Origin of the sequence: Streptomyces sp. NPDC059534 (assembly GCF_042743475.1) — a bacterium.
Taxonomy (GTDB): domain Bacteria; phylum Actinomycetota; class Actinomycetes; order Streptomycetales; family Streptomycetaceae; genus Streptomyces.
On sequence record NZ_JBHWAQ010000036.1, the window covers coordinates 1 to 19557 of the forward strand.

The following is a 19557-nucleotide window of genomic DNA, read 5'->3' on the forward strand; positions in this document are numbered from 1 at the left end:
GGCCTGACGGTCCCGCTGCTGTTCCAGCGAAGGGGGCATGGCAGATCTCCGTCTGTTCGGAGACCCATGTGTAACCAACGTCCGGCAGTTTTATATCTAGGGCCTGTCGTCACCTGCGCGTCGTGGGGCGGACGGGAAGGTGACGACATGCCTGCCGCAGGTGCCGGTCACCGTCGGGTCACGGTGACCTGCACCGTGTCCTGCCCGGGGCCGGTGGCGAGCTGAAGCACTCGGGCGTCGGGTGCCGACACGACGTCGGCCCCCTGGCTCTCGACCCGGTAGCCGCCGGGGTAGCCGCTCTCCGGCAGGAACACCTCGGTGCGGGCGCCGTCGGCGAACGGTTGCCCCGAATCGGCGCGGCGGGTGCTGTACCGGAGGGTGAACGTCCCGGTCGTGCTGTCGTAATGCCACTGCTGCGGGGTGCCGGCGACGGCGCGGGGATACGGGCGGACGATCGACGGGTCCATCAGATTCGGCCCGGTCGGCGGTTCCTGGGGATGGTCGGGCGTCTGATCCTGCGGCTGGGACCAGAACATCCACGACACCATGTCGGCGTCGAACCGGTCGGCGAGCGTGGTCAGCTTCGCCGCGTTCGTCGTCGCGCCGAACTCGGTCACCACCCCGACGACGCCTTCGGCGGCCGAGCGATCCAGTCCGTTGGTCACACAGGTGTCGACCTTGCCGAGGCAGTAGTCGTGAAAGCTCATCCCCGCCTTCGGATCACCGGTCGGATTCGGCATCCAGTTCGGCGTACCGAAGTCGTTGGTCAGGGAGGGCTCGTAGAACAGCAGGTGGTTCTCGTCGACCCGGCGGATGGCGTTCATGACCTTCGCCTCGAACGGCGCGAGCACACCGGTCTCGAATCCGGGGCAGCCTTTCGGGAAGCACGTCGGGTATTCCCAGCCGGGCCACGGCTCATTGATCAGGTCGTAGCCCAGGACGTACGGCTGGTCCACGAAGTGTCGCGCGACGTGCGCCCACATGGCCGCGTAGTGCTCCTGCAGTCCCACGCCGTCGGGCGCCGCGCGGTCGCGCCACAGGTTCGCCCACGTCTGGTTCTGTGCGGGGCTCGTGAAGTAGACCAGCGGAAAGCCCGGATTCGGCTGGACCGGGAGACCGTCCGAGTAGGTCGCCCAGGCAGGGAACCCGCTCCAGCTCGCTCCCACCGACGCGTTGTACGCGTCCTGATGGGAATCGACGAGGCTGTAGATGTGGTGGCGGGCCAGCAGTCGCTGGGTCTGCGCGATCTGCTCGATGTAGGCGTCGTCGTAGACGCCGGGCTGCGGCTCGACCGCGTTCCACGCGAAACCCAGCCGCACCGCGTTGAACCCGTTGTCCTCCAGGAACTGGGCGTCCTTCTCGCCGAATCCTCCGGCCGCGGGGAAGTACGGCGGTTTCTTGTAGACCATGTTCACGCCGTGCACGGTGACCGCCCGGCCTTGGTCGTCGGTGAGCCAGCGGCCCGCGTGTCCCAGGTCGGGGGGCGCCGGTGCCGCGGCGGCCGGTGTGGTCATTCCCAGCACCAGCATCACCAACCCGAGACAACGTGCTGTCGAGGACATGATGGTCATCGCGCAGAACCTTTCGGCGAGCATGTGGCGACGGCATTTCCACGACGTCGGCGACGGGGGCGAGATGCTGGATGCGGTCGAACCGAGCTCACTGCACTGACGCGGGAACGCTATCCGGCTTCGGCGGAGTCCGGCCGCGCCACCCCGTCGGAGACCACCGACGACGGATTCCGTCACCCGAATGTCGTGTGACGGAATCCGTCCCACGGATGTCGTGCTCGTCCGAGCGTCCCCGTGCCGTCGGTCACCAGGATCGTGCTCCTGTCTTCGGCCCGGCCGCCGGGGCGTGGGAACGCGTCCGCGCCGCGCCCCGGACAGGGGGGGCGCGGCGCGGAGAGGGAGCCCGGCGGCGGGCAAGGGCCGTGAGCGTCCGCCGCCGGGGGGTTTCAGGGGGTGGGGATCAGCAGGCGCCGAGGTCCTTCCAGACACCCCAGTCGCCGGTCGTGCCCGGCTCCTCGTTCTGGGTCCACCACTGGGCCTTCCACTTGTGGCCCTTGTGGGAGACCTCGTTGCCCGCGTTGTAGACGGTGCCGGCCACGTACGCCGCGGTGGTGCAGCCCGTGGTGGGCGGCGTCGTCGGCGGGGTCGTCGGAGGCGTGGTCGGGGGAGTCGTCGGCGGGGTGGTGGGCGGCGTGGTCGGCGGGGTGGTCGGCGGCGTGGTGGAGCCGGGCTCCACGACCGTCGTGCCGCGCGCCAGGTCACCGGCGAGGGCGTACGTCGTGCCGTTGATGTTCACCGTCCAGTTGGAGGGGGTGGACACCGGCAGGTAGTAGTTGAACGCCAGGTCGACGGTCGCGCCGGGGGCCAGCGACTGCCAGGCCGGGAGCTTCAGGGAGACGCGGTGGAAGTCGCCCTTCAGGCCGCCGACGTTGCTGCCCGTGTGGTCGCTGCTGATGACCTTCGTGCCGAAGCCGGACTGGTCGGAGGCGTTGGCCGGAGCCGACGTGCCGTAGTCGAACTGGAACTCCGTGCCGCCGGGCAGCGTCGCCGCCGTGTTGTTGGTGATCTTGATCTTCGGCGTGATCGGGTAGTTCGAGTCGCCCAGCTTGAACTCGGTGAACTGGGTGTCGATCTTCACGGCCTGGGTCGGCAGGGCCGCGTTGGACTTCTTCGCGCCGTACGGGGCGGCCGCCTTGAACTTGTCGTACATCACCGAGGTGAGCGTGGAGCCCATCTCGTACTGGCCCTTGGTGGCGTTCCAGCCGTAGTCGCCGGCCATCTCCCACACCATGGTGCCGCCGATGCCCTTGTTGACCACGTAGTCGGCCTTGGCGGCCACCGACTGCTCGTCCTCGGTGGAGAGGAAGACCTTCTTCTGCGCGTTCCACAGCCACGGCGCGACCAGGGTCGCGTCGTACTTGCGGGCGTAGGTGCCGGTCAGGGTGGTGTTCGCCGGGAAGCCGTACTGGGTGACGTAGTCGCCGACGATCCCCTTCTCGAGGTTCTTGGCGTGCCACATCGGGTTGGAGCCGGCGGGCGACTCGACACCGTTGGTGTCCTTGTCGTGCCAGAGGTTGTCGATGCCGGTGGCACCGTCACCGCACTTGGTCAGACCGGCGCCGGCGGGGCAGGTGGTCGCGGATGCCTTGCCCCACAGGCCGTCGGTGCCGCCCTGCACGTTCTTGTGGCCGCGGGTGTAGTACGGCAGGCCGATGTTGATGCGGCCGGCCGGCATCGAGCCGCGGAAGTAGTGGTACGCCCAGTCGGTGTTGAGGTAGCCGATGTTGCCGTACTGCGAGGAACCGTAGACGTTGGCGGCGGCGAGCTCGCCGTCCTTGCCGTCGTCGAAGAGCGAGGCGTTGGGGCCGACGTACTCGTTCCAGGCGCCGTGCAGGTCGTACGACATGATGTTGACGTAGTCCAGATACTTCTGCATCTGGAAGGTCTCCATGCCGCGCAGCAGGTAGCCGGAGGAGGGGGCGGCGACGGTCAGCATGTAGTGCTTGCCGTCGGTGGCGCCGGCCGTGTCCAGCTTCTCGCGCAGGGACTTCATGAGGGCCGCGTACCCCTGCACCAGACCGGCGCGGCGCGCGTTGGCGAGCTGCCAGTCGAGCGGGTTTCCGGCGTCCTTCATGGTCGTCGGGTACTCGTAGTCGATGTCGACGCCGTTGAACCCGTACTTCCGGATGAAGTCGACGGCCGAGGTGGCGAAGGTGTCGATCCCGGCCTGGTTGACCGAACCGTCGGCGTTGGTGGCCATCGCATAGAAGCCACCGGAGTTGACCCGGTCGCCGTTGTCCGCGAAGTAGCCGCCCGTCTCCGCCCAGCCGCCGACCGAGATCAGCGTCTTGACGTCGGGGTGCTGCTTCTTGAACTTGTTGAGCAGGTTGAAATGGCCCTTGTAGGCGTAGGCCGGGTCCATCTCGGCGCCCGCGACACCGGGCCAGGTCATCCCGGTGGCGGCGTTGTCCGGGCCGTCGGTGCCCACGGACAGTTTGTTGTCGCCGCCGATGTGGCCGAAGGCGTAGTTGATGTGGGTGATCTTCTCCCACGGGATGTCCTTGGCCAGGTACGCGGGCTGGCCGTTCTTGCCGGTCCGCCAGCCGGTGAAGTAGCCGATGACGCGGCGCTGGTGGTCGGCGCCCATCTTCTCGCGGCCCTCGGTGTCGTAGACCGAGCAGTACGGGACGTCGACGCCGGGGGTCTTGTAAAGCCCGTCGGGGCGACAGGACTCGTTGTCGGCCGCGTACGAGACGCCGCCGGCCAGGGAGCTGAGCAGCAGCCCGGCGACGGCCGCGCCGGAAGCGAGCAGCGAGGCTCTCTTGGTCGTGGGGGACAACACGATCGGTTCCTCCTGGGTGGGGGCACCACACGCCGCTGGGCGTAGGGGGAGAGTGAACACAACGAACAAGGGGGTGGGTCGTGTTGGGCCCGTGGAGTGCGCACGCCGTCGGACCGGAACCTCTGAGGTGACACGGAGATTAAGAGGACTAGACCAGTGCGTCAATAGGTCTGGACCATATTGGAGTTGTGTGGGACTCTGTGAGCCAGACCACAGGGACTCGGCCGCATCGCCCCACGGCGTCCGTGGCACACTGGCCCTGTATCAGCAGCAGCGCACTCCGGGGTCGGTGTAATTCCGAACCGGCGGTATAGTCCGCGACCCGTCCGCAGCCAGCGGCCGGTTGACCAGGTGAAATTCCTGGACCGACGGTGAAAGTCCGGATGGGAGGCAGTGCGCGGCGGGTGACCCCTTCCAGGGGTGTGCCGGCCGTACGTCCGCTGGTCGCCGTGGCACAACCCCTCGGCGTACCCGCAGGCAGCGGCCCCGGCGCACCCTGCGCAAGGCGTTTCTCCCGCTCTCTGTCGTCATCGACAGGCCCCGGAGTCCGTGCCCGAAGAGGCAGGAGGACCCGGTGGCCCAGCAGGCCGACATCACCGCCATGCGACGCGCCGTCGAGCTCGCCGCACGCGGTCTCGGCGCGACCAGCCCCAACCCCGTCGTCGGCTGCGTCGTCACCGACGCCTCCGGCCACCAGGTCGGCGAAGGCTGGCACCGCCGCGCCGGCGGCCCGCACGCCGAGGTCCACGCCCTGCGCGAGGCCGGTGTCCTGGCCCGGGGCGGCACCGCCTACGTCACCCTCGAACCCTGCAACCACACCGGCCGCACAGGCCCCTGCGCCCAAGCCCTGATCGAGGCCGGGATCAGCCGGGTCGTGTACGCGGTCGGCGACCCGAACCCGCAGGCCACCGGCGGTGCCGACACCCTGCGCGCCGCGGGTGTCGAGGTAGCCCAGGGCCTCCTGGAGGACGAGGCCGAGGCCGTCAACATCGCCTGGCTCACCTCCGTACGCCACGGCCGCCCCTTCGTCCGCTGGAAGTACGCCGCCACCCTCGACGGCCGGATCGCCGCCGCCGACGGGACCTCCCGCTGGATCACCTCCGCCGAGTCCCGCGCCGACGTCCACCGGCTGCGCGCCGAGGCCGACGCCGTCGTCGTGGGCTCCGGCACCGCCCGCGCCGACGACCCCCATCTGGCCGTCCGCGGCATCGACGAGGCCGTGCAGCCGCTGCGGGTCGTCGTCGACACCGAGGCGACCGCCGTGAAGCCCGGCGCCCGGGTCCTCGACGGGGCCGCCCCCACCCTCATCGCGATCGCCGAGGACGCGGGGATCCCGCTCACCGGGGAAGCCGGGACCCCGCCCGCCGAGGTCGTACGCCTCCCCAGGGCCGAGCGCGGCCTCTCCGTCCCCGCCCTCCTGGACGCCCTGCACGCGCGCGGTGTCCGCTCCGTCCTCCTCGAAGGCGGCCCCACCCTCGCGGGCGCCTTCGTCGCCGCGGGCGCCGTCGACCAGGTGGTCGGCTACCTCGCCCCGGTCCTCCTCGGCGCCGGCCCCCAGGCGCTGGCCGCCGCAGGAATCACCACCATCACCGAAGCGTTGCGGCTCGACATCACCGAGACCGTCCGCATCGGCCCCGACGTCCGCATCACCGCCACCTTCAAGGGAGCCTGACCGTGTTCACCGGAATCGTCGAAGAACTGGGCGAGGTCGTCGCCGTCGAGCAGCTGGAGGACGCCTCCCGCTTCCGGCTGCGCGGTCCCCTGGTCACGGAAGGCGCCCAGCACGGCGACTCCATCGCCGTCAACGGTGTCTGTCTCACGGTCGTCGAGTTCGGCGACGGCGAGTTCACCGCCGACGTCATGGCCGAGACCCTCAAGCGGTCCAGCCTCGGCGCCCTCGAAGTCGGCTCCCGGGTCAACCTGGAGCGCCCCATGGCCGTCGGCGGCCGCCTCGGCGGTCACATCGTCCAGGGCCACGTCGACGGCACGGGCACCATCCTCGACCGGACCCCCTCCGAGCACTGGGAACTCGTCAAGGTCGGCCTGCCCGCCCACCTCTCCCGGTACGTCGTGGAGAAGGGCTCCATCACGGTCGACGGCGTCAGCCTCACCGTCGTCGAGGTCGCCGACGACTGGTTCACCATCAGCCTCATCCCCACCACGCTCGACCTGACCACGCTCGGCCTCAAGCGGTCCGGCGCCCCGGTCAACCTCGAAGTGGACGTCATCGCCAAGTACGTCGAGCGGCTGCTCGGCGCCGACGCCAAGGAGAACGAGAAGTGAACTGGCTCAACTCCGAGGCGTTCACCGTCCTCGACCAGCACATCATGTGGTCCGACATGATCGGCAACACGATCGGGCTCATAGCCCTGGCGCTCGGCTGGCGCCGGTCCATCCTCACCTGGCCCGCCCAGCTGCTCTCCGGCGTCATCCTCGTCGGCGCCTACGCCTCCGCCCACCTCAGCGGCGGCGTCGGCAAGCAGCTCCTGGTCATCGGCGTCGCCGCCTGGGGCTGGTGGCAGTGGAACCGCGGCCGGCAGCAGGCCCAGGACGGCTCCATCGCCGTCCGCTTCGCCACCTGGCGGGAGCGCGGCCTGCTCGTCGCGGGAGCGGCCGTCGGCACCCTCGCAGTCGGCGGGCTCTTCACCCTCTACCCGTCGCTCTCCTGGAGCCCCTGGGCCGACGCGTACATCTTCGTCGGCACCCTCGTCGCGATGATCGCCCAGGCCCGCGGCCTCGTCGAGTTCTGGTTCGCGTGGCTCCTCGTCGACCTCGTCGGCGTCCCCCTCGCCTTCAACAGCGGCCTGGCCTTCTCCGGCCTGGTCTACGTCATCTACTTCGCCCTCGTCATCTGGGGCATGCGCGACTGGTGGCTCCGGACCCGTACGTCTGTCGCTCTGGAAGGAGCACACGCATGAGCGCGCTTCACCCCTGGGACGCCGGCGACCTCGCCCTCGACCCGGTCGAGCAGGCCATCCGGGACATCGCCGCCGGCCGCCCCGTCGTCGTCGTCGACGACGAGGACCGCGAGAACGAGGGCGACCTCGTCATCGCCGCCGAGAAGGCGACCCCCGAGATCGTCGCCTTCATGATGAGCGAGTGCCGCGGCCTGATCTGCGCCCCCATGGAGGAGGACGAGCTGGAGCGCCTCCAGCTCCCGCAGATGGTCGAGCACAACACCGAGTCGATGCGCACGGCCTTCACGGTCTCCGTCGACGCGGGCCCGGCCCACGGCGTCACCACCGGCATCTCCGCCGCCGACCGCGCCACCACCCTGCGGATGCTGGCGAGCGGCGGCCACGAGCCCACCGACTTCGTCCGCCCCGGCCACATCTTCCCGCTCCGCGCCAAGACCGGCGGCGTCCTCGTCCGCAACGGTCACACCGAGGCCGCCGTCGACCTCGCCCGCCTGGCCGGCCTGCGCCCGGCCGGCGCGATCGTCGAGATCGCCGGCGAGGACGGCGTCATGCTCCGCCTCCCGGAGCTGGTCCCCTTCGCCCGCAAGCACGGCCTCACGATCATCTCCATCGAGGACCTGATCGCCTACCGCCGCTCCGCCGAGCCGACCGTCCGCCGCGAGGCCGAGGTCCGGCTCCCCACCGCGCACGGCGACTTCACCGCGTACGGCTACCGCTCCACCGTCGACGGCGTCGAGCACGTGGCCCTCGTCCACGGCGAGATCGGCGACGGCCGGGACGTCCTCGTCCGGGTCCACTCCGAGTGCCTGACCGGCGACATTTTCCAGTCGCAGCGCTGCGACTGCGGCCCGCAGCTGCACGCCTCCATGGACCGGATCACCGAGGCGGGCCGCGGCGTCGTCGTCTACCTGCGGGGCCACGAGGGCCGCGGCATCGGACTGCTCTCCAAGCTGCGCGCGTACGAACTCCAGGAGCGCGGCCGCGACACCCTCGACGCCAACCTGGAACTCGGCCTGCCCGCCGACGCCCGCGACTACGCGGCCGGCGCGCAGATCCTCGCCGACCTCGGCGTCCGCAGCCTGCGCCTGATGACCAACAACCCCGACAAGATCCAGGCCCTCACCCGCTACGGCCTGACGGTCGAGGGCCGCGAGCCCATGCCCGTCACGGCCGGCGAGCACAACCTCGGCTACCTGCTCACCAAGCGGGACCGGATGGGGCACGACCTGCCCTGGCTGGACGGCTCCCCGGCCTCCACCTGCGGCAACCAGTAATCACGTACGTACGACCGGCTAGGAGAATCATGAGCGGCAAGGGCGCACCCGTCCTCAGCGTGAAGAACTGCGGCGACCTCCGCGTCGCGGTCATCGCGGCCCAGTGGCACGAGAAGATCATGGACGGACTCGTCGACGGCGCCCTGCGCGCCCTGAGCGAGCTCGGCATCGACGAGCCGACGCTGCTGCGCGTCCCCGGCAGCTTCGAGCTCCCCGTCGTGGCGAAGGTACTCGCCGGGCGCGGCTACGATGCCATCGTGGCGCTCGGCGTCGTGATCCGCGGCGGAACGCCGCACTTCGAGTACGTGTGCCAGGGCGTCACCCACGGCCTCACCCAGGTCTCGATCGACACCGGCGTACCCGTCGGATTCGGTGTCCTCACCGTCGACACCGAGGAGCAGGCCCTCGACCGGGCCGGCCTCGAAGGATCCACCGAGGACAAGGGCCACGAGGCCGTCACCGCCGCCGTCGCCACCGCGACCACACTGCGCACGGTGAGCGAACCCTGGCGCTGAGCACGCGACCCTCACCCCGTACTCTTAGGACCATCATGGCGAACAAAACCTTCGAAGAGCTCTTCGCCGAGCTCAAGCTCAAGGCCGAGACCGGCGACCCGGCCACCTCCCGCACCGCGGAACTGGTGGACAAGGGTGTCCATGCCATCGGCAAGAAGGTCGTCGAGGAGGCCGCCGAGGTCTGGATGGCCGCCGAGTACGAGGGCAAGGACGCGGCCGCCGAGGAGATCTCGCAGCTGCTGTACCACGTCCAGGTGATGATGGTCGCCCGCGGGATCTCGCTCGACGACGTCTACGCCCACCTCTGAGCACACCGCCCCACCGTTCCGAAAACTCCCAGGCAAAGGAAGCTCACCCCATGCTGCGCATCGCCGTTCCCAACAAGGGTTCCCTCTCCGGACCTGCGTCGGCAATGCTCCATGAGGCCGGCTACCGCCAGCGCAAGGAGTCCAAGGAACTGGTGGTCATCGACCCCGACAACGAGGTCGAGTTCTTCTACCTGCGGCCGAAGGACATCGCGATCTACGTCGCGTCCGGCAAGCTGGACATCGGCATCACCGGCCGCGACCTGCTCCTGGACTCCGGCGCCAGCGCCGAGGAGATCCTCCCGCTGAACTTCGGCCGCTCCACCTTCCGGTACGCCACCCGCCCGGGCACGGCGAACGGCCCCGAGGACTTCGGCGGCATGACGATCGCCACCTCCTACGAGGGCATCGTCGCCAAGCACCTCGCCGACCAGGGGATCGACGCCTCCGTCGTCCACCTCGACGGCGCGGTCGAGACCGCGATCCAGCTGGGCGTCGCCCAGGTCATCGCGGACGTCGTGGAGACCGGCACCAGCCTGCGCAACGCCGGCCTGGAGGTCATCGGCGAGCCGATCCTGACCTCCGAGGCCGTCGTCGTCCGCCGCCACGGCGCCTCGGACGACCACCCGCAGGTCCAGCAGTTCCTGCGCCGCCTCCAGGGCGTCCTCGTCGCCCGCTCGTACGTGATGATGGACTACGACTGCCGCGCCGAGCACCTGGAGCAGGCCGTCGCCCTCACCCCGGGCCTGGAGTCGCCGACCGTCTCCCCGCTGCACAACGAGGGCTGGGTCGCCGTCCGCGCGATGGTCCCCGCCAAGGAGGCGCAGCGGATCATGGACGACCTGTACGAGATCGGCGCCCGCGCCATCCTCACCACCGCCATCCACGCCTGCCGCCTCTGACGGTCCGGCCCGTACGTCCCACCAGGCACCGAGGAACCCGATGTCCCAGTCAACGCCGCCCGCCCTTCCGGTCACCTTCCGTCCGGGGCGCACCCGGGCGGTGCTGCTGACCGTGGGGGCCGTGATGTTCGCCGTCATCAGCGCCGTCGCGCTGATGCTGGAACGGCTGGGCCCGGGGGAGCGCGTCAGCTTTTTCTTCACCGCGGCGCTCCTCTTCGGGGTGCTCATCATGCTGAGCCGCCCCAAGGTCGTCGCCGACGACGAGGGCGTCACGGTCGTCAACATCACCAGGACCCGGCGGCTCGCCTGGGCGGAGATCCTCAAGGTCAACCTCCGTCCCGGTGACGCCTGGGTCTTCCTCGACCTCAGCGACGGCACCAGCCTGCCCGCGCTCGGCATCCAGCCCGGCATCGCCAAGGAAGCGGCGATCCGCGACGCCCGCGCCCTGCGGGCCCTGGCCGAGAGCCGCGGGACGGGTTCGGAAGGGGCCTGACACCCGGATCCGGGCGGGCGGAACACCAGGGGACGACCCCGATCCGTCCCCCATCCGGGGCCGACCCCCTGCCCCTCGGGGCGTTCGCGTGACTACTCTGGAGGCGGTGGTGCCGAGCGGCACCACCGCCTCGCGTGTGCAGGGCCGCAGCCGCGGCCCGCGAGGCCACCCTTCGACCCGAGGAGTGACTCCCTCCAGCAATGGACGGATCGTCCGGTAGTACCTGCGCCGCCCCCTCCCAGGAGGCGGCGGCATGATCATCTCCCTTCTGCTGCTCGTCGCGGCATTTCTCCTGATCCTCGCCAACGGCTTCTTCGTGGCCGCCGAGTTCGGTCTCGTGACCGTCGAGCGAGCCGAGGCCGAACGGGCCGCGGCCACCGGCGACCGACGGGCCCGCACCGTCGTCACCGCGCTGCGCGAGCTGTCCTTCCAGCTCTCCGGCACCCAGCTCGGCATCACGATCACCTCGCTCGTCGTCGGCATGCTCGCCGAGCCCGCGCTCGCCGGGCTGCTCCACGGGCCGCTGACCGCCACCGGACTGCCCGAAGGGGCCGTCTCCGGGATCTCGGTGGTGATCGGGATGCTGCTCGCCTCCGCCGTCCAGATGGTGGTCGGCGAGCTCGTCCCGAAGAACTGGGCGGTCTCCCGGCCGCTCCAGGTCGCCCGCTTCGTCGCCACCCCGCAGCGCCACTTCTCCGCGCTGTTCCGGCCGGTGATCGCCCTGCTCAACCGGGTCGCCAACCGGCTGGTCCGGCTCCTGGGCGTCGAGCCCACCGAGGAGCTGGACTCGGTCCGCACCCCCGGCGAGCTCGTCTCGCTCGCCCGGCACTCCGCGCTGGCCGGCACCCTCGAACAGGACACCGCCGACCTCTTCGTACGGACCCTGTCCCTCGGCGGCCTCACCGCCGAGCAGGTCATGACCCCGCGCGTGAAGGTCAGCGCCCTCCAGTGGGACGCCACCGCGGCCGACGTCCTCAACCTCACCCGGGCCACCGGCCTCTCGCGCTTCCCGGTCTACCGCGACCGCATCGACGAGGTCGTCGGCATGGTCCACCTCAAGGACGCCCTCGCCGTCGCGCCCTCCGCCCGGCTGCGCACCCCCGTCGGCCGGATCACGGTCCCGCCGCTCCTCGTCCCCGGGACGCTGCCCGTGCAGACCCTCCTGGAGCGGCTGCGCCGCGAGCAGCCGATCGCGGTGGTCGTCGACGAGTACGGCGGCACGGCCGGTGTCGTCACCCTGGAGGACATCGTCGAGGAGCTCGTCGGCGAGGTCCGCGACGAACACGACACGGTCGCCGACGGACGCCCTGAACTGGCCGCCGCCCCCGCCGAGGACGGCCATGCCGCCTGGGAGGCCGACGGCTCCTGCCGCGTCCACACCCTGCGCCGGATAGGTCTCGACGTGCCCGACGGGCCGTACGAGACGGTCGCCGGGCTCGTCGCCGACCTCCTCGGGCGGATTCCCGCCCCCGGTGACCGGGCCGAACTCCCCGGCTGGCGGCTCTCGGTGCGCCAGGTCGACCGCTACCGGGCCGAGCGCGTCCGGATCGTCCGGACCGGTCCCGACCCGGACCTCGATCCGGTCGGCGCGGCGTCCGGCGCCGCCCCGCTGGTCCCGGAGGGCGTCCGATGAGCACGCTTCAGCTCCTCTTCGCCGTCGTCCTGGTCCTCGCCAACGGCTTCTTCGTCGGAGCCGAGTTCGCGCTCGTCTCCGTCCGCCGCAGCCAGATCGAGCCGCTCGGCGGCGCCCGGGCCAAGCAGGTCCTGCACGGACTGGAGAACCTGCCGCAGATGATGGCGGCCGCCCAGTTCGGCATCACCGTCTGCTCGCTGACGCTCGGCGCCGTCGCCGAGCCGACCGTCGCGCACCTCCTCGAACCCGTCTTCCACACGGTCGGGGTGCCCGAGGCGCTGATCCATCCGCTCGGCTACGTCATCGCCCTCGCCGCGGTCGTCTTCCTCCACCTCGTCATCGGCGAGATGGTGCCGAAGAACCTCGCGATGGCCGCGCCCGAGCGGACCGCGCTCTGGCTCGCCCCCGGCCTGGTCGGCTTCGCCCGGCTCTGCCGGCCGGTGACGGCCGCGCTCGGCGCCTGCGCCCGGCTGGTCCTGCGGGCGTTCAAGGTCGAGCCGAAGGACGAGGTGGAGGCGGTCTTCACCAGCGCCCAGCTCGGCCGGCTCGTCGAGGACGCCGGACAGGCCGGACTGCTCGGCCCGTTCGAGCAGGAGCGTCTGGAGGACGCCCTGGAACTGGGCAGCCGCCCGGTGACGGACGTCCTCATCGCCTCCGCTTCCCTCGTGACGGTCCCGCCGTCGGTGACCCCGCGGGAGATCGAGGAGCTGACCGTACGGACCGGGTACTCCCGCTTCCCGGTCCGCGCCGGCGCCCACCACACCTTCATGGGCTTCGTGCACGTGAAGGACGTCCTCGACCTGGAGGAACGGGAGCGGGCGGTGCCGCAGCGGCTGTGGCGGCCGATGGCGACGGTCCGCGCCGAGCTGCCGCTCGACGACGCCCTCACCGTGATGCGCCGCGCCGCGACCCATCTGGCCCAGGTCGCGGACGGCTCCGGCCGGGTCCTCGGCCTGGTCGCCCTGGAGGACGTCCTGGAGATGCTGGTGGGCGAGGTCCGCGACCCCGCGCACCGGGTGCAGCCGCCCCCCGGGCCGGGAGCCCGTCAGGCCACCCCGGTGGCAGCCCCGGCCACCTCGGCGGCAGCCCCGGCCGCCCCGGTGGCCACCCCGGCGGCCCCGGCCGCCGTCGGGGGTCAGTAGCCCGGCGGTTCCTGCTGTGGGCCGCGGTCGGCGGGACCGCGGCCCGACAGGACCTCGCCGTACGCCTGCATCAGGTCGGGCAGCCGGAGGGTGGCGAGGTCCTCCCGGCTGAGGGTGCCGGAGTATCCGGAGAGCCGCAGGTCCCGGTAGGCGCAGGACTTCTCGTACAGGGTGCGCAGGAAGCGGCCGTTGCCCAGTTCGTCGATCCAGCCCTGCTCCACGACGTGCCCGCTGATCGAGCGGAGTTCGTCCTTGGCCTCCTCGTCCCAGTGGTCGCCGTCGGCCGCAGCGAGCACCTCGCCGATGGCGGTCAGTTCCAGGGGCCGGTAGGAGGGGAAGTCGACTCGGGTGGTGAACCGCGAGGAGAGCCCCGGGTTGGTGTGGAGGAGCCGGTCCATGCCCTCGGGGTAGCCGGCCAGGATCACCACCAGGTGGTCGCGGTTGTCCTCGGCCCGTTTCAGGAGCACCTGGAGGGCCTCGTCGCCGTAGGCGTCGCCTTTGCTGTAGCCGGTGTTGGAGAGGGCGTATGCCTCGTCGACGAAGAGCACCCCGCCGACGGCCGAGTCGATCAACTCGTTGGCCTTGACCGCCGTCTGCCCCAGGAACTCGCCGACCAGATCGGCCCGCTGGGCCTCCACGAGGTGGTCGCCGCCGAGCAGCCCGAGGGCGTAGAAGACCCGGCCGAGGATCCGGGCGACGGTGGTCTTCCCGGTGCCGGAGGGGCCGGAGAAGACGAAGTGCCGCTTGGGCGGCTGGACCGGGAGTCCCTGCCCGGCGCGCAGGCGCGCCATCTCCAGCTGCGCCGAGAGGGCTTTGACCTGGCGCTTCACCGGTTCGAGGCCGACCATGCCCTCCAGTTCGGCGAGCGCCTCCGCGAGCAGCACCGGATCGGTGGGCCCGGCGGGGAAGCGTGGCGCCGGCTGGTGGGGCACCGACGCCTTCTGCCGTACGGTCTCCGGCGGTGCGACCGGCACGACCGGGGGCGCGGGCTCGGGAGCGAGGAGCAGTCCGTCGCCGAGGCCGCCTGCGTCGGGCTCGGCGCCCGGCACGGTGTCCGCGGCGTCCTGGCCCAGGCCCCCGCCGAGGCTGCCGAGGGCGACCGTCGCGAGTCCGGCCGGGTCGTCCACGCCGTCGTAGCCCTCGAAACCGTCGTACTCGGCGATCGCCGCGAGGCGCGCCGCCGTGTCCATGAACGCCGGGTCGATCCGGTGCACCGCCCGGTAGAGGGGCAGCGCGGCGGCGCTGCGCCCGGTCCCCTCGTGGGCCCGGGCGAGCCAGTAGCGCAGCTCCTTGCGCTGCGGCTGCTCGCTGCGGCAGCGCATCAGCGAGGCGGAGAGCAGCGGTTCGGCCTGGCTGTACATCTCCAGGCGCACCCGCGCCATCCCGCCGAAGAGTCCCGCCTCGATGCCGAGCAGCGGGTCGTCGACGAGGGTCTCGGTGTGCCGCACGAGCTGGTCCCAGTCCTTGACCAGGTAGGCGCGGCAGGCGTGCAGGAAGCGGACCTGGGGGTCGGTGTCGACCGGCGGGAGCCCCGCGAGGGCCCGGTCGAGCTCGGGTACGTGCCGTCCGTCGAGCCAGTGGGAGGCGTGCGCGAGGAGCAGGTCGCGCGGGCTCTCCAGGACGGGCTGGACCCACCAGCCCAGCCAGTACCAGGAGTTCAGGGTGCGCCGGTACCGGGACCGCTGCTCGCCGAAGCGCTCGCGGTTGCGGTACATGCGCAGCAGCGCGGTCGTGGTGTCGACCCGGAGCGCGTGCAGCCCGAGCCAGGCGTCCGCCATCCCGGGATCGATCCGTACCGCCGTCCGGAACTCGTCCTCCGCCTGCGGATAGGCGCCCATCGTGTAGGCGTCGACTCCGCGCAGCCAGGCGAGCTCGGCCGGGGCCTGCGAGCCCTGCGTGCCGATGTCCATCGGGTCCCCCACAACCGTCATCGCATGGACGGGATTTGACCGCACCTGGGGGCATCGTACCTGCGCAGGGGGTGCGTACTTAAGGAGAAGCGCATGATCCGGAAGCGGTGACCCTGGGTGAGCATCAGGGGTCGCGAAGGGGCCTTGGAGGGCCTCGGGAGGTGCCTTGTGCGGTCTCCTGGGGCAGAACGAAGCCCCCGATCACGGGGGAACAACCGGGGGCTTCGTGTCCGCGTCGGCTCCGAAAAGCCGCACATTCAGAACGTAAGACCTGTACGCCCCTTGGGTCAAGCGGAGTTGAGGCACTTGCGGAAGCGGACTTCCGGCCACTCAGTTCACGGACATGAAGCCGTCACGGTGTGTGATGATCTGGTCCGGGCCCGCTGTCACAGCAGGCCCGGGAAGCCAGTCGTACCCCTCCGGACACTCCCGTACCAGGGTGTCGGCGGAGGGCCGGGAGGGATCCTCGGCGAAATGGCGAGTCTCCGCCACGGTCCATCCGTCCCAGAAGGCAGCCTGCTCCGGACCGTCCCGGTGGCGGCCGCGCGTCCATGACGTCTCCGCTTCCCGCTCCATCCACAGCAGCCACGCGAGGAACGGCCGCACCGCCCGCCGGCCCGCTCCGACGCCCTCCACGAGGACGACCGGCGCCGGAGGCAGCGTCCGGGCCTCCCCGAAACGCCGCAGCCGCCAGTCGTACGGCCGGTAGGCGGCCGCCTCCCCCCGGGAGAGGGGGTCCAGGACCTGCTCGCGCAGCCGGCCGGTCCACGCGAACAGCTCCTCGTGCGTGGCGAGGTCGTCGAGGTGGAGGACGGGGGCGTCGCCCAGCGCGGCGGAGAGGCGGGCCGCCAGGGTGGACTTTCCGGAGCCCGCGTGTCCGTCGACCGCGACCAGCCGGACCGGCCCGCAGGAGGGCGGCAGCCGGAGCAGCGCGTGCGCGGCGCGGTCGAGGTCGTTCATGGCCACCAGGGTAGGGGAGCGGGGACCGCCGCAGGTCAGGGAGGTACCGCCGCCAGTGGTCGAGACCAATATTGGTACGGCGACGCGGCGCGAAGTGCTGGCGGACGCCCCGCGCGAGCCGCGATAGTGGGCCCCGCGCAGCAGGCCCGTACACCCGCCGTTCTCGACTGGGGGTCACCCGCCCATGACCAGTTCCACCCCGCGCAGAACCGTCCTCGCCGCGGCGCTCGCGGCCGCCGCGGGAACGGCGGCGGCCACCGCCGCCCCGGCCACGGCCGTCCCCGGCTGCTCCGCCGCCGACTGCGCCGACGGAGCCGTCCCGGACCCGGCGTCCGGCGGCACCGGCCGCGGGCACGCCCCGGCTCCCGGCCTCGTCGACAACCGCTTCTGGTCCTCCTTCACCGACTGGCGGTGCGGCGCGGCGGCCGGCACGAAGGCGGTCGCCGGCCACCGCCCCGGACTTGTCCTCGCCACGCCCGTCGGGCGGATCGACCACACCGACCCGCACACCGGACGGACCTCGGCCTGGGAGTACGCGACCTGGACCTCCCCGCTCCACACCTCGACCGTGCCCGCCACCGAGGCCATCGCCTCCTGGAACGCCCACACGCCCCCCGGCACCTGGCTCCAGGTCGAACTGTCGGGCGCCTACTCCGACGGGACGGCGACCCCCTGGTACGTCCTGGGCCGCTGGGCGTCCGGCGACGACGACATCCGGCGTACCTCGGTCGACGACCAGACCGACGGCAAGAGCACCGTGTGGACCGACACGTTCGCCATCGACGACACGGCGAGCGGCCTCCGCCTCCTCTCCTACCGCCTGCGCCTGACGCTCTACCGCACCCCGGGCAGCGACCTCACCCCGACCGTGTGGCGGATCGGCGCGATGGCCTCCGACATCCCGGACCGCTTCACCGTCCCCGCCTCCGAGCCCGGCCTCTCCCACGAGCTGACCGTGCCGCGCTACTCGCAGAACACCCACGTCGGGCAGTACCCCGAGTACGACAACGGCGGCGAGGCGTGGTGCAGCCCGACCTCCTCGCAGATGATCGTCGAGTACTGGGGACGCCGCCCCTCCGCCGAGCAGCTCGCCTGGGTGAACCCCGCCTTCGCCGACCCGCAGATCTGCCACGCGGCCCGCTTCACCTACGACCACCAGTACCAGGGCTGCGGCAACTGGCCCTTCAACGCCGCCTACGCGGCCACCTACCCCGACATGAACGCCGTCGTCACCCGGCTGCGCTCCCTCACCGAGCTCGAATCCCTGATCAGCGCCGGCATCCCGGCCATAACGTCCCAGTCCTTCCGCAAGGAAGAACTCACCGGCGCCGGCTACGGCACCTCCGGCCACCTCATGACCGTCGTCGGCTTCACCCCCGACGGCGACATCATCGCCAACGACCCCGCCTCCCCCGACAACCAAGCCGTCCGCCGCGTCTACCGACGCCACGAGTGGGAGAACATCTGGCTGCGGACGAAGCGGTACAACGCGAGCGGGAAAACGGTCTCCGGCACAGGAGGTGTCTGCTACCTCTACTGGCCGTCCAAGCCGACACCAAGCCAGCACCGCGCACTGCAGGCACTCGGCATCTCGTGAGCGTGGACGGCCCCACGGCCGTCTCGACGAAGCGCTACCCGACGACGTGCACACCCTGGTGGAAGAACCGGTCCTCGCGGCCGGAGTGATCGAGGACCTGGCCCGTGTGATCGGGGGATCGGTGATGGCGGATCAACAGCGGTTGCTAGCCTGTCAGGGCCTCGTCCGATGACCGCGGGAGTTCTTGTGAGTGATGGGCCTGCTCAGGACCTGACGGGCACGGTGCGTCGGATCGACTCGCTGTTGGACCGCATGGGACTGAACCGCGACGACGTGTTGCGGGTGGAGGGGGAGGGCGGGCTCTCGTACGCCTCCGGGGTGGCCGTGGAGGAGGTCCGGGAACTCCTGCGCGGTGAGCGGTCCGCCGAGTCCGGGCGGGAGGTGGACGTCGTCGAGGCGCGCCACCGGCGCGTGGTCGAGCGGATCCTCTTCCTGCGCGCGACGCGGCTGCGTGCGGCCGGGGACGGCAGCAGGCGGGCCTACTCCCTGGCGGAGATAGCGGCCGGCGCGGGAACGAGTGCGCAGTGGCTCGACAAGATGATCAAGACGGGCCGTGCACCGAACCTCGACCACGCCGCCGGGATCGCGGGTTTCTTCGGAGAGAAGATCGAGTTCCTGGTCGCCGAGCCGGCAGAGTCGCTCGACCGCGTCCTCCAGCAGATCCACAAGGACCTGCTGGAGCGGACCGTGGAGCGCCAGGACCAGGACCTGCGGCGCCTGCGAACCGCGGGGCCCGCGAGCGAGGTGGACCCCTCGCTCGGCGTCGTCGCGTACGCCGCCCGGGCCCTGGCCGACGTGCCGGAGGACACCGCTCAGCCCTTGATCGCCCTGATCGAATCCGTCGCGCGGCGCTCCCGTGAGGAGCGCGCCCGGGAGGCCCGCGCCGCCCTCGAGACAGCCCTGGTGCACAATGACGTCGATTGATCGCGGTGGCCTGACCACGGCCCACCAGCGGTAACGCGCAAGGAACGATGCATGAGGGGCCGTGCATCAGGCACGAGGGGCGGGTGGCACGGGGTGGGCGTCTCGCGCGAGATGAGGCGGTATCGCGACGCGCTGTTCACGGGCTTGCCCCAGCCGGTTCCCGAGCAGCCGGTGGAGCTGCTGCAGGCGATCTGCGCGTGTGCGGCACGGTGCAGCGGGCGCGAGGTGCGCCTGATGTTCGAGGAGTTCCCGCCGGAGTCGGTGACGGGCCTGTGGCTGGACATGGGGGAGTACGACCTGATCGTCCTTGAGGCGAACACCTCGCCCCTGCACCAGGTCGTGATCCTGGGGCATGAGCTGTGGCACCTCAAGGAGGGGCACTGCGGTCACGGCGGCGCGGCCGGTGCCTCGGCCGCGGCCCGCATGCTGGGTGACCGCTGGGACCTCGCCGACGCGGTCGCCCACGTCGCCGCCGCCCGTACGGAGCCCGACCTCGAAGAGGAGCGGCGTGCGGAGCGGTTCGGCCGGATGCTGGCCGACCGGGTCAGGCCCTACCTGGAGCGTGGGCGCGGCACGGCACCGTTCGGCGGAGTGGCCGACCGCATCTGGGCGTCGCTCAGAGGTTAGAGGG

The 19557-nt window shown here is 71.3% G+C and carries 18 protein-coding genes and 1 riboswitch; of the genes, 14 read left to right on the top strand and 4 right to left on the bottom strand.

All coding sequences use genetic code 11. The features are described from left to right. Positions 1–167 precede the first annotated feature (167 nt). On the bottom strand, positions 168–1514 hold the full coding sequence (locus ACFVZH_RS31980; protein ID WP_384902827.1) for a cellulase family glycosylhydrolase: 1347 nt from the start codon (positions 1512–1514) through the stop codon (positions 168–170). Here ACFVZH_RS31980 and ACFVZH_RS31985 point away from each other — a divergent pair. Beyond that, positions 1507–1671 carry a hypothetical protein gene (locus ACFVZH_RS31985; protein ID WP_384902829.1) on the top strand — a complete coding sequence of 55 codons (165 nt, stop codon included), beginning with the start codon at positions 1507–1509 and terminating at the stop codon, positions 1669–1671. The two genes, ACFVZH_RS31980 and ACFVZH_RS31985, sit on opposite strands and share 8 nt — an antisense overlap. A gap of 300 nt (positions 1672–1971) precedes the next feature. Here ACFVZH_RS31985 and ACFVZH_RS31990 read toward each other — a convergent pair whose 3' ends face one another. Next, a complete protein-coding gene (locus ACFVZH_RS31990; protein ID WP_384902831.1) occupies positions 1972–4353 on the bottom strand; it encodes a chitinase C-terminal domain-containing protein in 2382 nt (793 codons plus the stop codon). A 271-nt stretch (positions 4354–4624) separates the two neighbouring features. Continuing rightward, positions 4625–4754: riboswitch (FMN riboswitch) on the top strand. A 173-nt stretch (positions 4755–4927) separates the two neighbouring features. Between ACFVZH_RS31990 and ribD the strand changes: the two genes are divergently transcribed. The 10 genes from ribD to ACFVZH_RS32040 all read left to right on the top strand — a co-directional run bounded on the left by ribD (position 4928) and on the right by ACFVZH_RS32040 (position 13535). Further along, positions 4928–6025, top strand: a complete 1098-nt coding sequence (gene ribD / locus ACFVZH_RS31995; protein ID WP_384902833.1) for a bifunctional diaminohydroxyphosphoribosylaminopyrimidine deaminase/5-amino-6-(5-phosphoribosylamino)uracil reductase RibD — start codon at positions 4928–4930, stop codon at positions 6023–6025. Between the two features lie 2 nt (positions 6026–6027). Next, positions 6028–6636 (top strand): riboflavin synthase, encoded by a 609-nt coding sequence (locus ACFVZH_RS32000; RefSeq protein WP_384902835.1) that lies wholly within the window; start codon positions 6028–6030, stop codon positions 6634–6636. A gap of 44 nt (positions 6637–6680) precedes the next feature. Further along, positions 6681–7271: a nicotinamide riboside transporter PnuC gene (locus tag ACFVZH_RS32005; RefSeq protein ID WP_384902905.1), complete on the top strand. Its 591-nt coding sequence runs from the start codon at positions 6681–6683 to the stop codon at positions 7269–7271. Further along, positions 7268–8545: a bifunctional 3,4-dihydroxy-2-butanone-4-phosphate synthase/GTP cyclohydrolase II gene (locus ACFVZH_RS32010; RefSeq protein WP_384902837.1), complete on the top strand. Its 1278-nt coding sequence runs from the start codon at positions 7268–7270 to the stop codon at positions 8543–8545. The genes ACFVZH_RS32005 and ACFVZH_RS32010 overlap by 4 nt, the downstream gene beginning before the upstream one ends. Before the next feature lie 29 nt (positions 8546–8574). Further along, positions 8575–9060 (top strand): 6,7-dimethyl-8-ribityllumazine synthase, encoded by a 486-nt coding sequence (gene ribH / locus ACFVZH_RS32015; protein WP_015032243.1) that lies wholly within the window; start codon positions 8575–8577, stop codon positions 9058–9060. A 35-nt stretch (positions 9061–9095) separates the two neighbouring features. Beyond that, entirely contained in the window at positions 9096–9368 is a 273-nt protein-coding gene (locus ACFVZH_RS32020) for a phosphoribosyl-ATP diphosphatase (RefSeq protein WP_366303489.1), read from the top strand. Between the two features lie 50 nt (positions 9369–9418). Beyond that, complete coding sequence (hisG, locus tag ACFVZH_RS32025; protein WP_017242191.1) at positions 9419–10267, top strand: ATP phosphoribosyltransferase; 849 nt, start codon at positions 9419–9421, stop codon at positions 10265–10267. 40 nt (positions 10268–10307) lie between these two features. Further along, entirely contained in the window at positions 10308–10760 is a 453-nt protein-coding gene (locus ACFVZH_RS32030) for a PH domain-containing protein (protein ID WP_384902839.1), read from the top strand. A 253-nt stretch (positions 10761–11013) separates the two neighbouring features. Continuing rightward, positions 11014–12393 (top strand): hemolysin family protein, encoded by a 1380-nt coding sequence (locus ACFVZH_RS32035; RefSeq protein ID WP_384902841.1) that lies wholly within the window; start codon positions 11014–11016, stop codon positions 12391–12393. Then, positions 12390–13535 carry a hemolysin family protein gene (locus ACFVZH_RS32040; protein WP_384902843.1) on the top strand — a complete coding sequence of 382 codons (1146 nt, stop codon included), beginning with the start codon at positions 12390–12392 and terminating at the stop codon, positions 13533–13535. The genes ACFVZH_RS32035 and ACFVZH_RS32040 overlap by 4 nt, the downstream gene beginning before the upstream one ends. Here the strand turns inward: ACFVZH_RS32040 and ACFVZH_RS32045 are convergent. Both ACFVZH_RS32045 and ACFVZH_RS32050 read right to left on the bottom strand, forming a co-directional pair. Beyond that, entirely contained in the window at positions 13529–15445 is a 1917-nt protein-coding gene (locus tag ACFVZH_RS32045; RefSeq protein ID WP_384902907.1) for an AAA family ATPase, read from the bottom strand. The two genes, ACFVZH_RS32040 and ACFVZH_RS32045, sit on opposite strands and share 7 nt — an antisense overlap. Positions 15446–15775: 330 nt before the next feature. Next, positions 15776–16405 (bottom strand): uridine kinase, encoded by a 630-nt coding sequence (locus tag ACFVZH_RS32050; RefSeq protein WP_384902844.1) that lies wholly within the window; start codon positions 16403–16405, stop codon positions 15776–15778. Positions 16406–16589: 184 nt separating this feature from the next. On the opposite strand from ACFVZH_RS32050, the gene ACFVZH_RS32055 reads away from it, so the two are divergent. From ACFVZH_RS32055 to ACFVZH_RS32065, 3 genes are all read left to right on the top strand, one after another. Then, the gene (locus ACFVZH_RS32055; protein WP_384902846.1) at positions 16590–18002 is read left to right on the top strand and encodes a peptidase C39 family protein; all 1413 of its coding nucleotides are present in this window, start codon (positions 16590–16592) and stop codon (positions 18000–18002) included. Between the two features lie 252 nt (positions 18003–18254). After that, entirely contained in the window at positions 18255–18926 is a 672-nt protein-coding gene (locus tag ACFVZH_RS32060; protein ID WP_384902848.1) for a hypothetical protein, read from the top strand. A 234-nt stretch (positions 18927–19160) separates the two neighbouring features. Further along, the gene (locus tag ACFVZH_RS32065; RefSeq protein WP_384902849.1) at positions 19161–19553 is read left to right on the top strand and encodes a toxin-antitoxin system, toxin component; all 393 of its coding nucleotides are present in this window, start codon (positions 19161–19163) and stop codon (positions 19551–19553) included. Positions 19554–19557: the final 4 nt, after the last annotated feature.

Coding starts and splice junctions, on each gene's coding strand:
- ACFVZH_RS32030 (WP_384902839.1), top strand. CDS start 10,308: ATGTCCCAGTCAACGCCGCCCGCCCTTCCGGTCACCTTCCGTCCGGGG.
- ACFVZH_RS32005 (WP_384902905.1), top strand. CDS start 6,681: ATGTGGTCCGACATGATCGGCAACACGATCGGGCTCATAGCCCTGGCG.
- ACFVZH_RS32040 (WP_384902843.1), top strand. CDS start 12,390: ATGAGCACGCTTCAGCTCCTCTTCGCCGTCGTCCTGGTCCTCGCCAAC.
- ribH (WP_015032243.1), top strand. CDS start 8,575: ATGAGCGGCAAGGGCGCACCCGTCCTCAGCGTGAAGAACTGCGGCGAC.
- ACFVZH_RS32055 (WP_384902846.1), top strand. CDS start 16,590: ATGACCAGTTCCACCCCGCGCAGAACCGTCCTCGCCGCGGCGCTCGCG.
- ACFVZH_RS32060 (WP_384902848.1), top strand. CDS start 18,255: ATGGGACTGAACCGCGACGACGTGTTGCGGGTGGAGGGGGAGGGCGGG.
- ACFVZH_RS32065 (WP_384902849.1), top strand. CDS start 19,161: ATGTTCGAGGAGTTCCCGCCGGAGTCGGTGACGGGCCTGTGGCTGGAC.
- ACFVZH_RS32045 (WP_384902907.1), bottom strand. CDS start 15,445: ATGGACATCGGCACGCAGGGCTCGCAGGCCCCGGCCGAGCTCGCCTGG.
- ACFVZH_RS32035 (WP_384902841.1), top strand. CDS start 11,014: ATGATCATCTCCCTTCTGCTGCTCGTCGCGGCATTTCTCCTGATCCTC.
- ACFVZH_RS32050 (WP_384902844.1), bottom strand. CDS start 16,405: ATGAACGACCTCGACCGCGCCGCGCACGCGCTGCTCCGGCTGCCGCCC.
- ACFVZH_RS32020 (WP_366303489.1), top strand. CDS start 9,096: ATGGCGAACAAAACCTTCGAAGAGCTCTTCGCCGAGCTCAAGCTCAAG.
- ACFVZH_RS31980 (WP_384902827.1), bottom strand. CDS start 1,514: ATGACCACACCGGCCGCCGCGGCACCGGCGCCCCCCGACCTGGGACAC.
- hisG (WP_017242191.1), top strand. CDS start 9,419: ATGCTGCGCATCGCCGTTCCCAACAAGGGTTCCCTCTCCGGACCTGCG.
- ACFVZH_RS32010 (WP_384902837.1), top strand. CDS start 7,268: ATGAGCGCGCTTCACCCCTGGGACGCCGGCGACCTCGCCCTCGACCCG.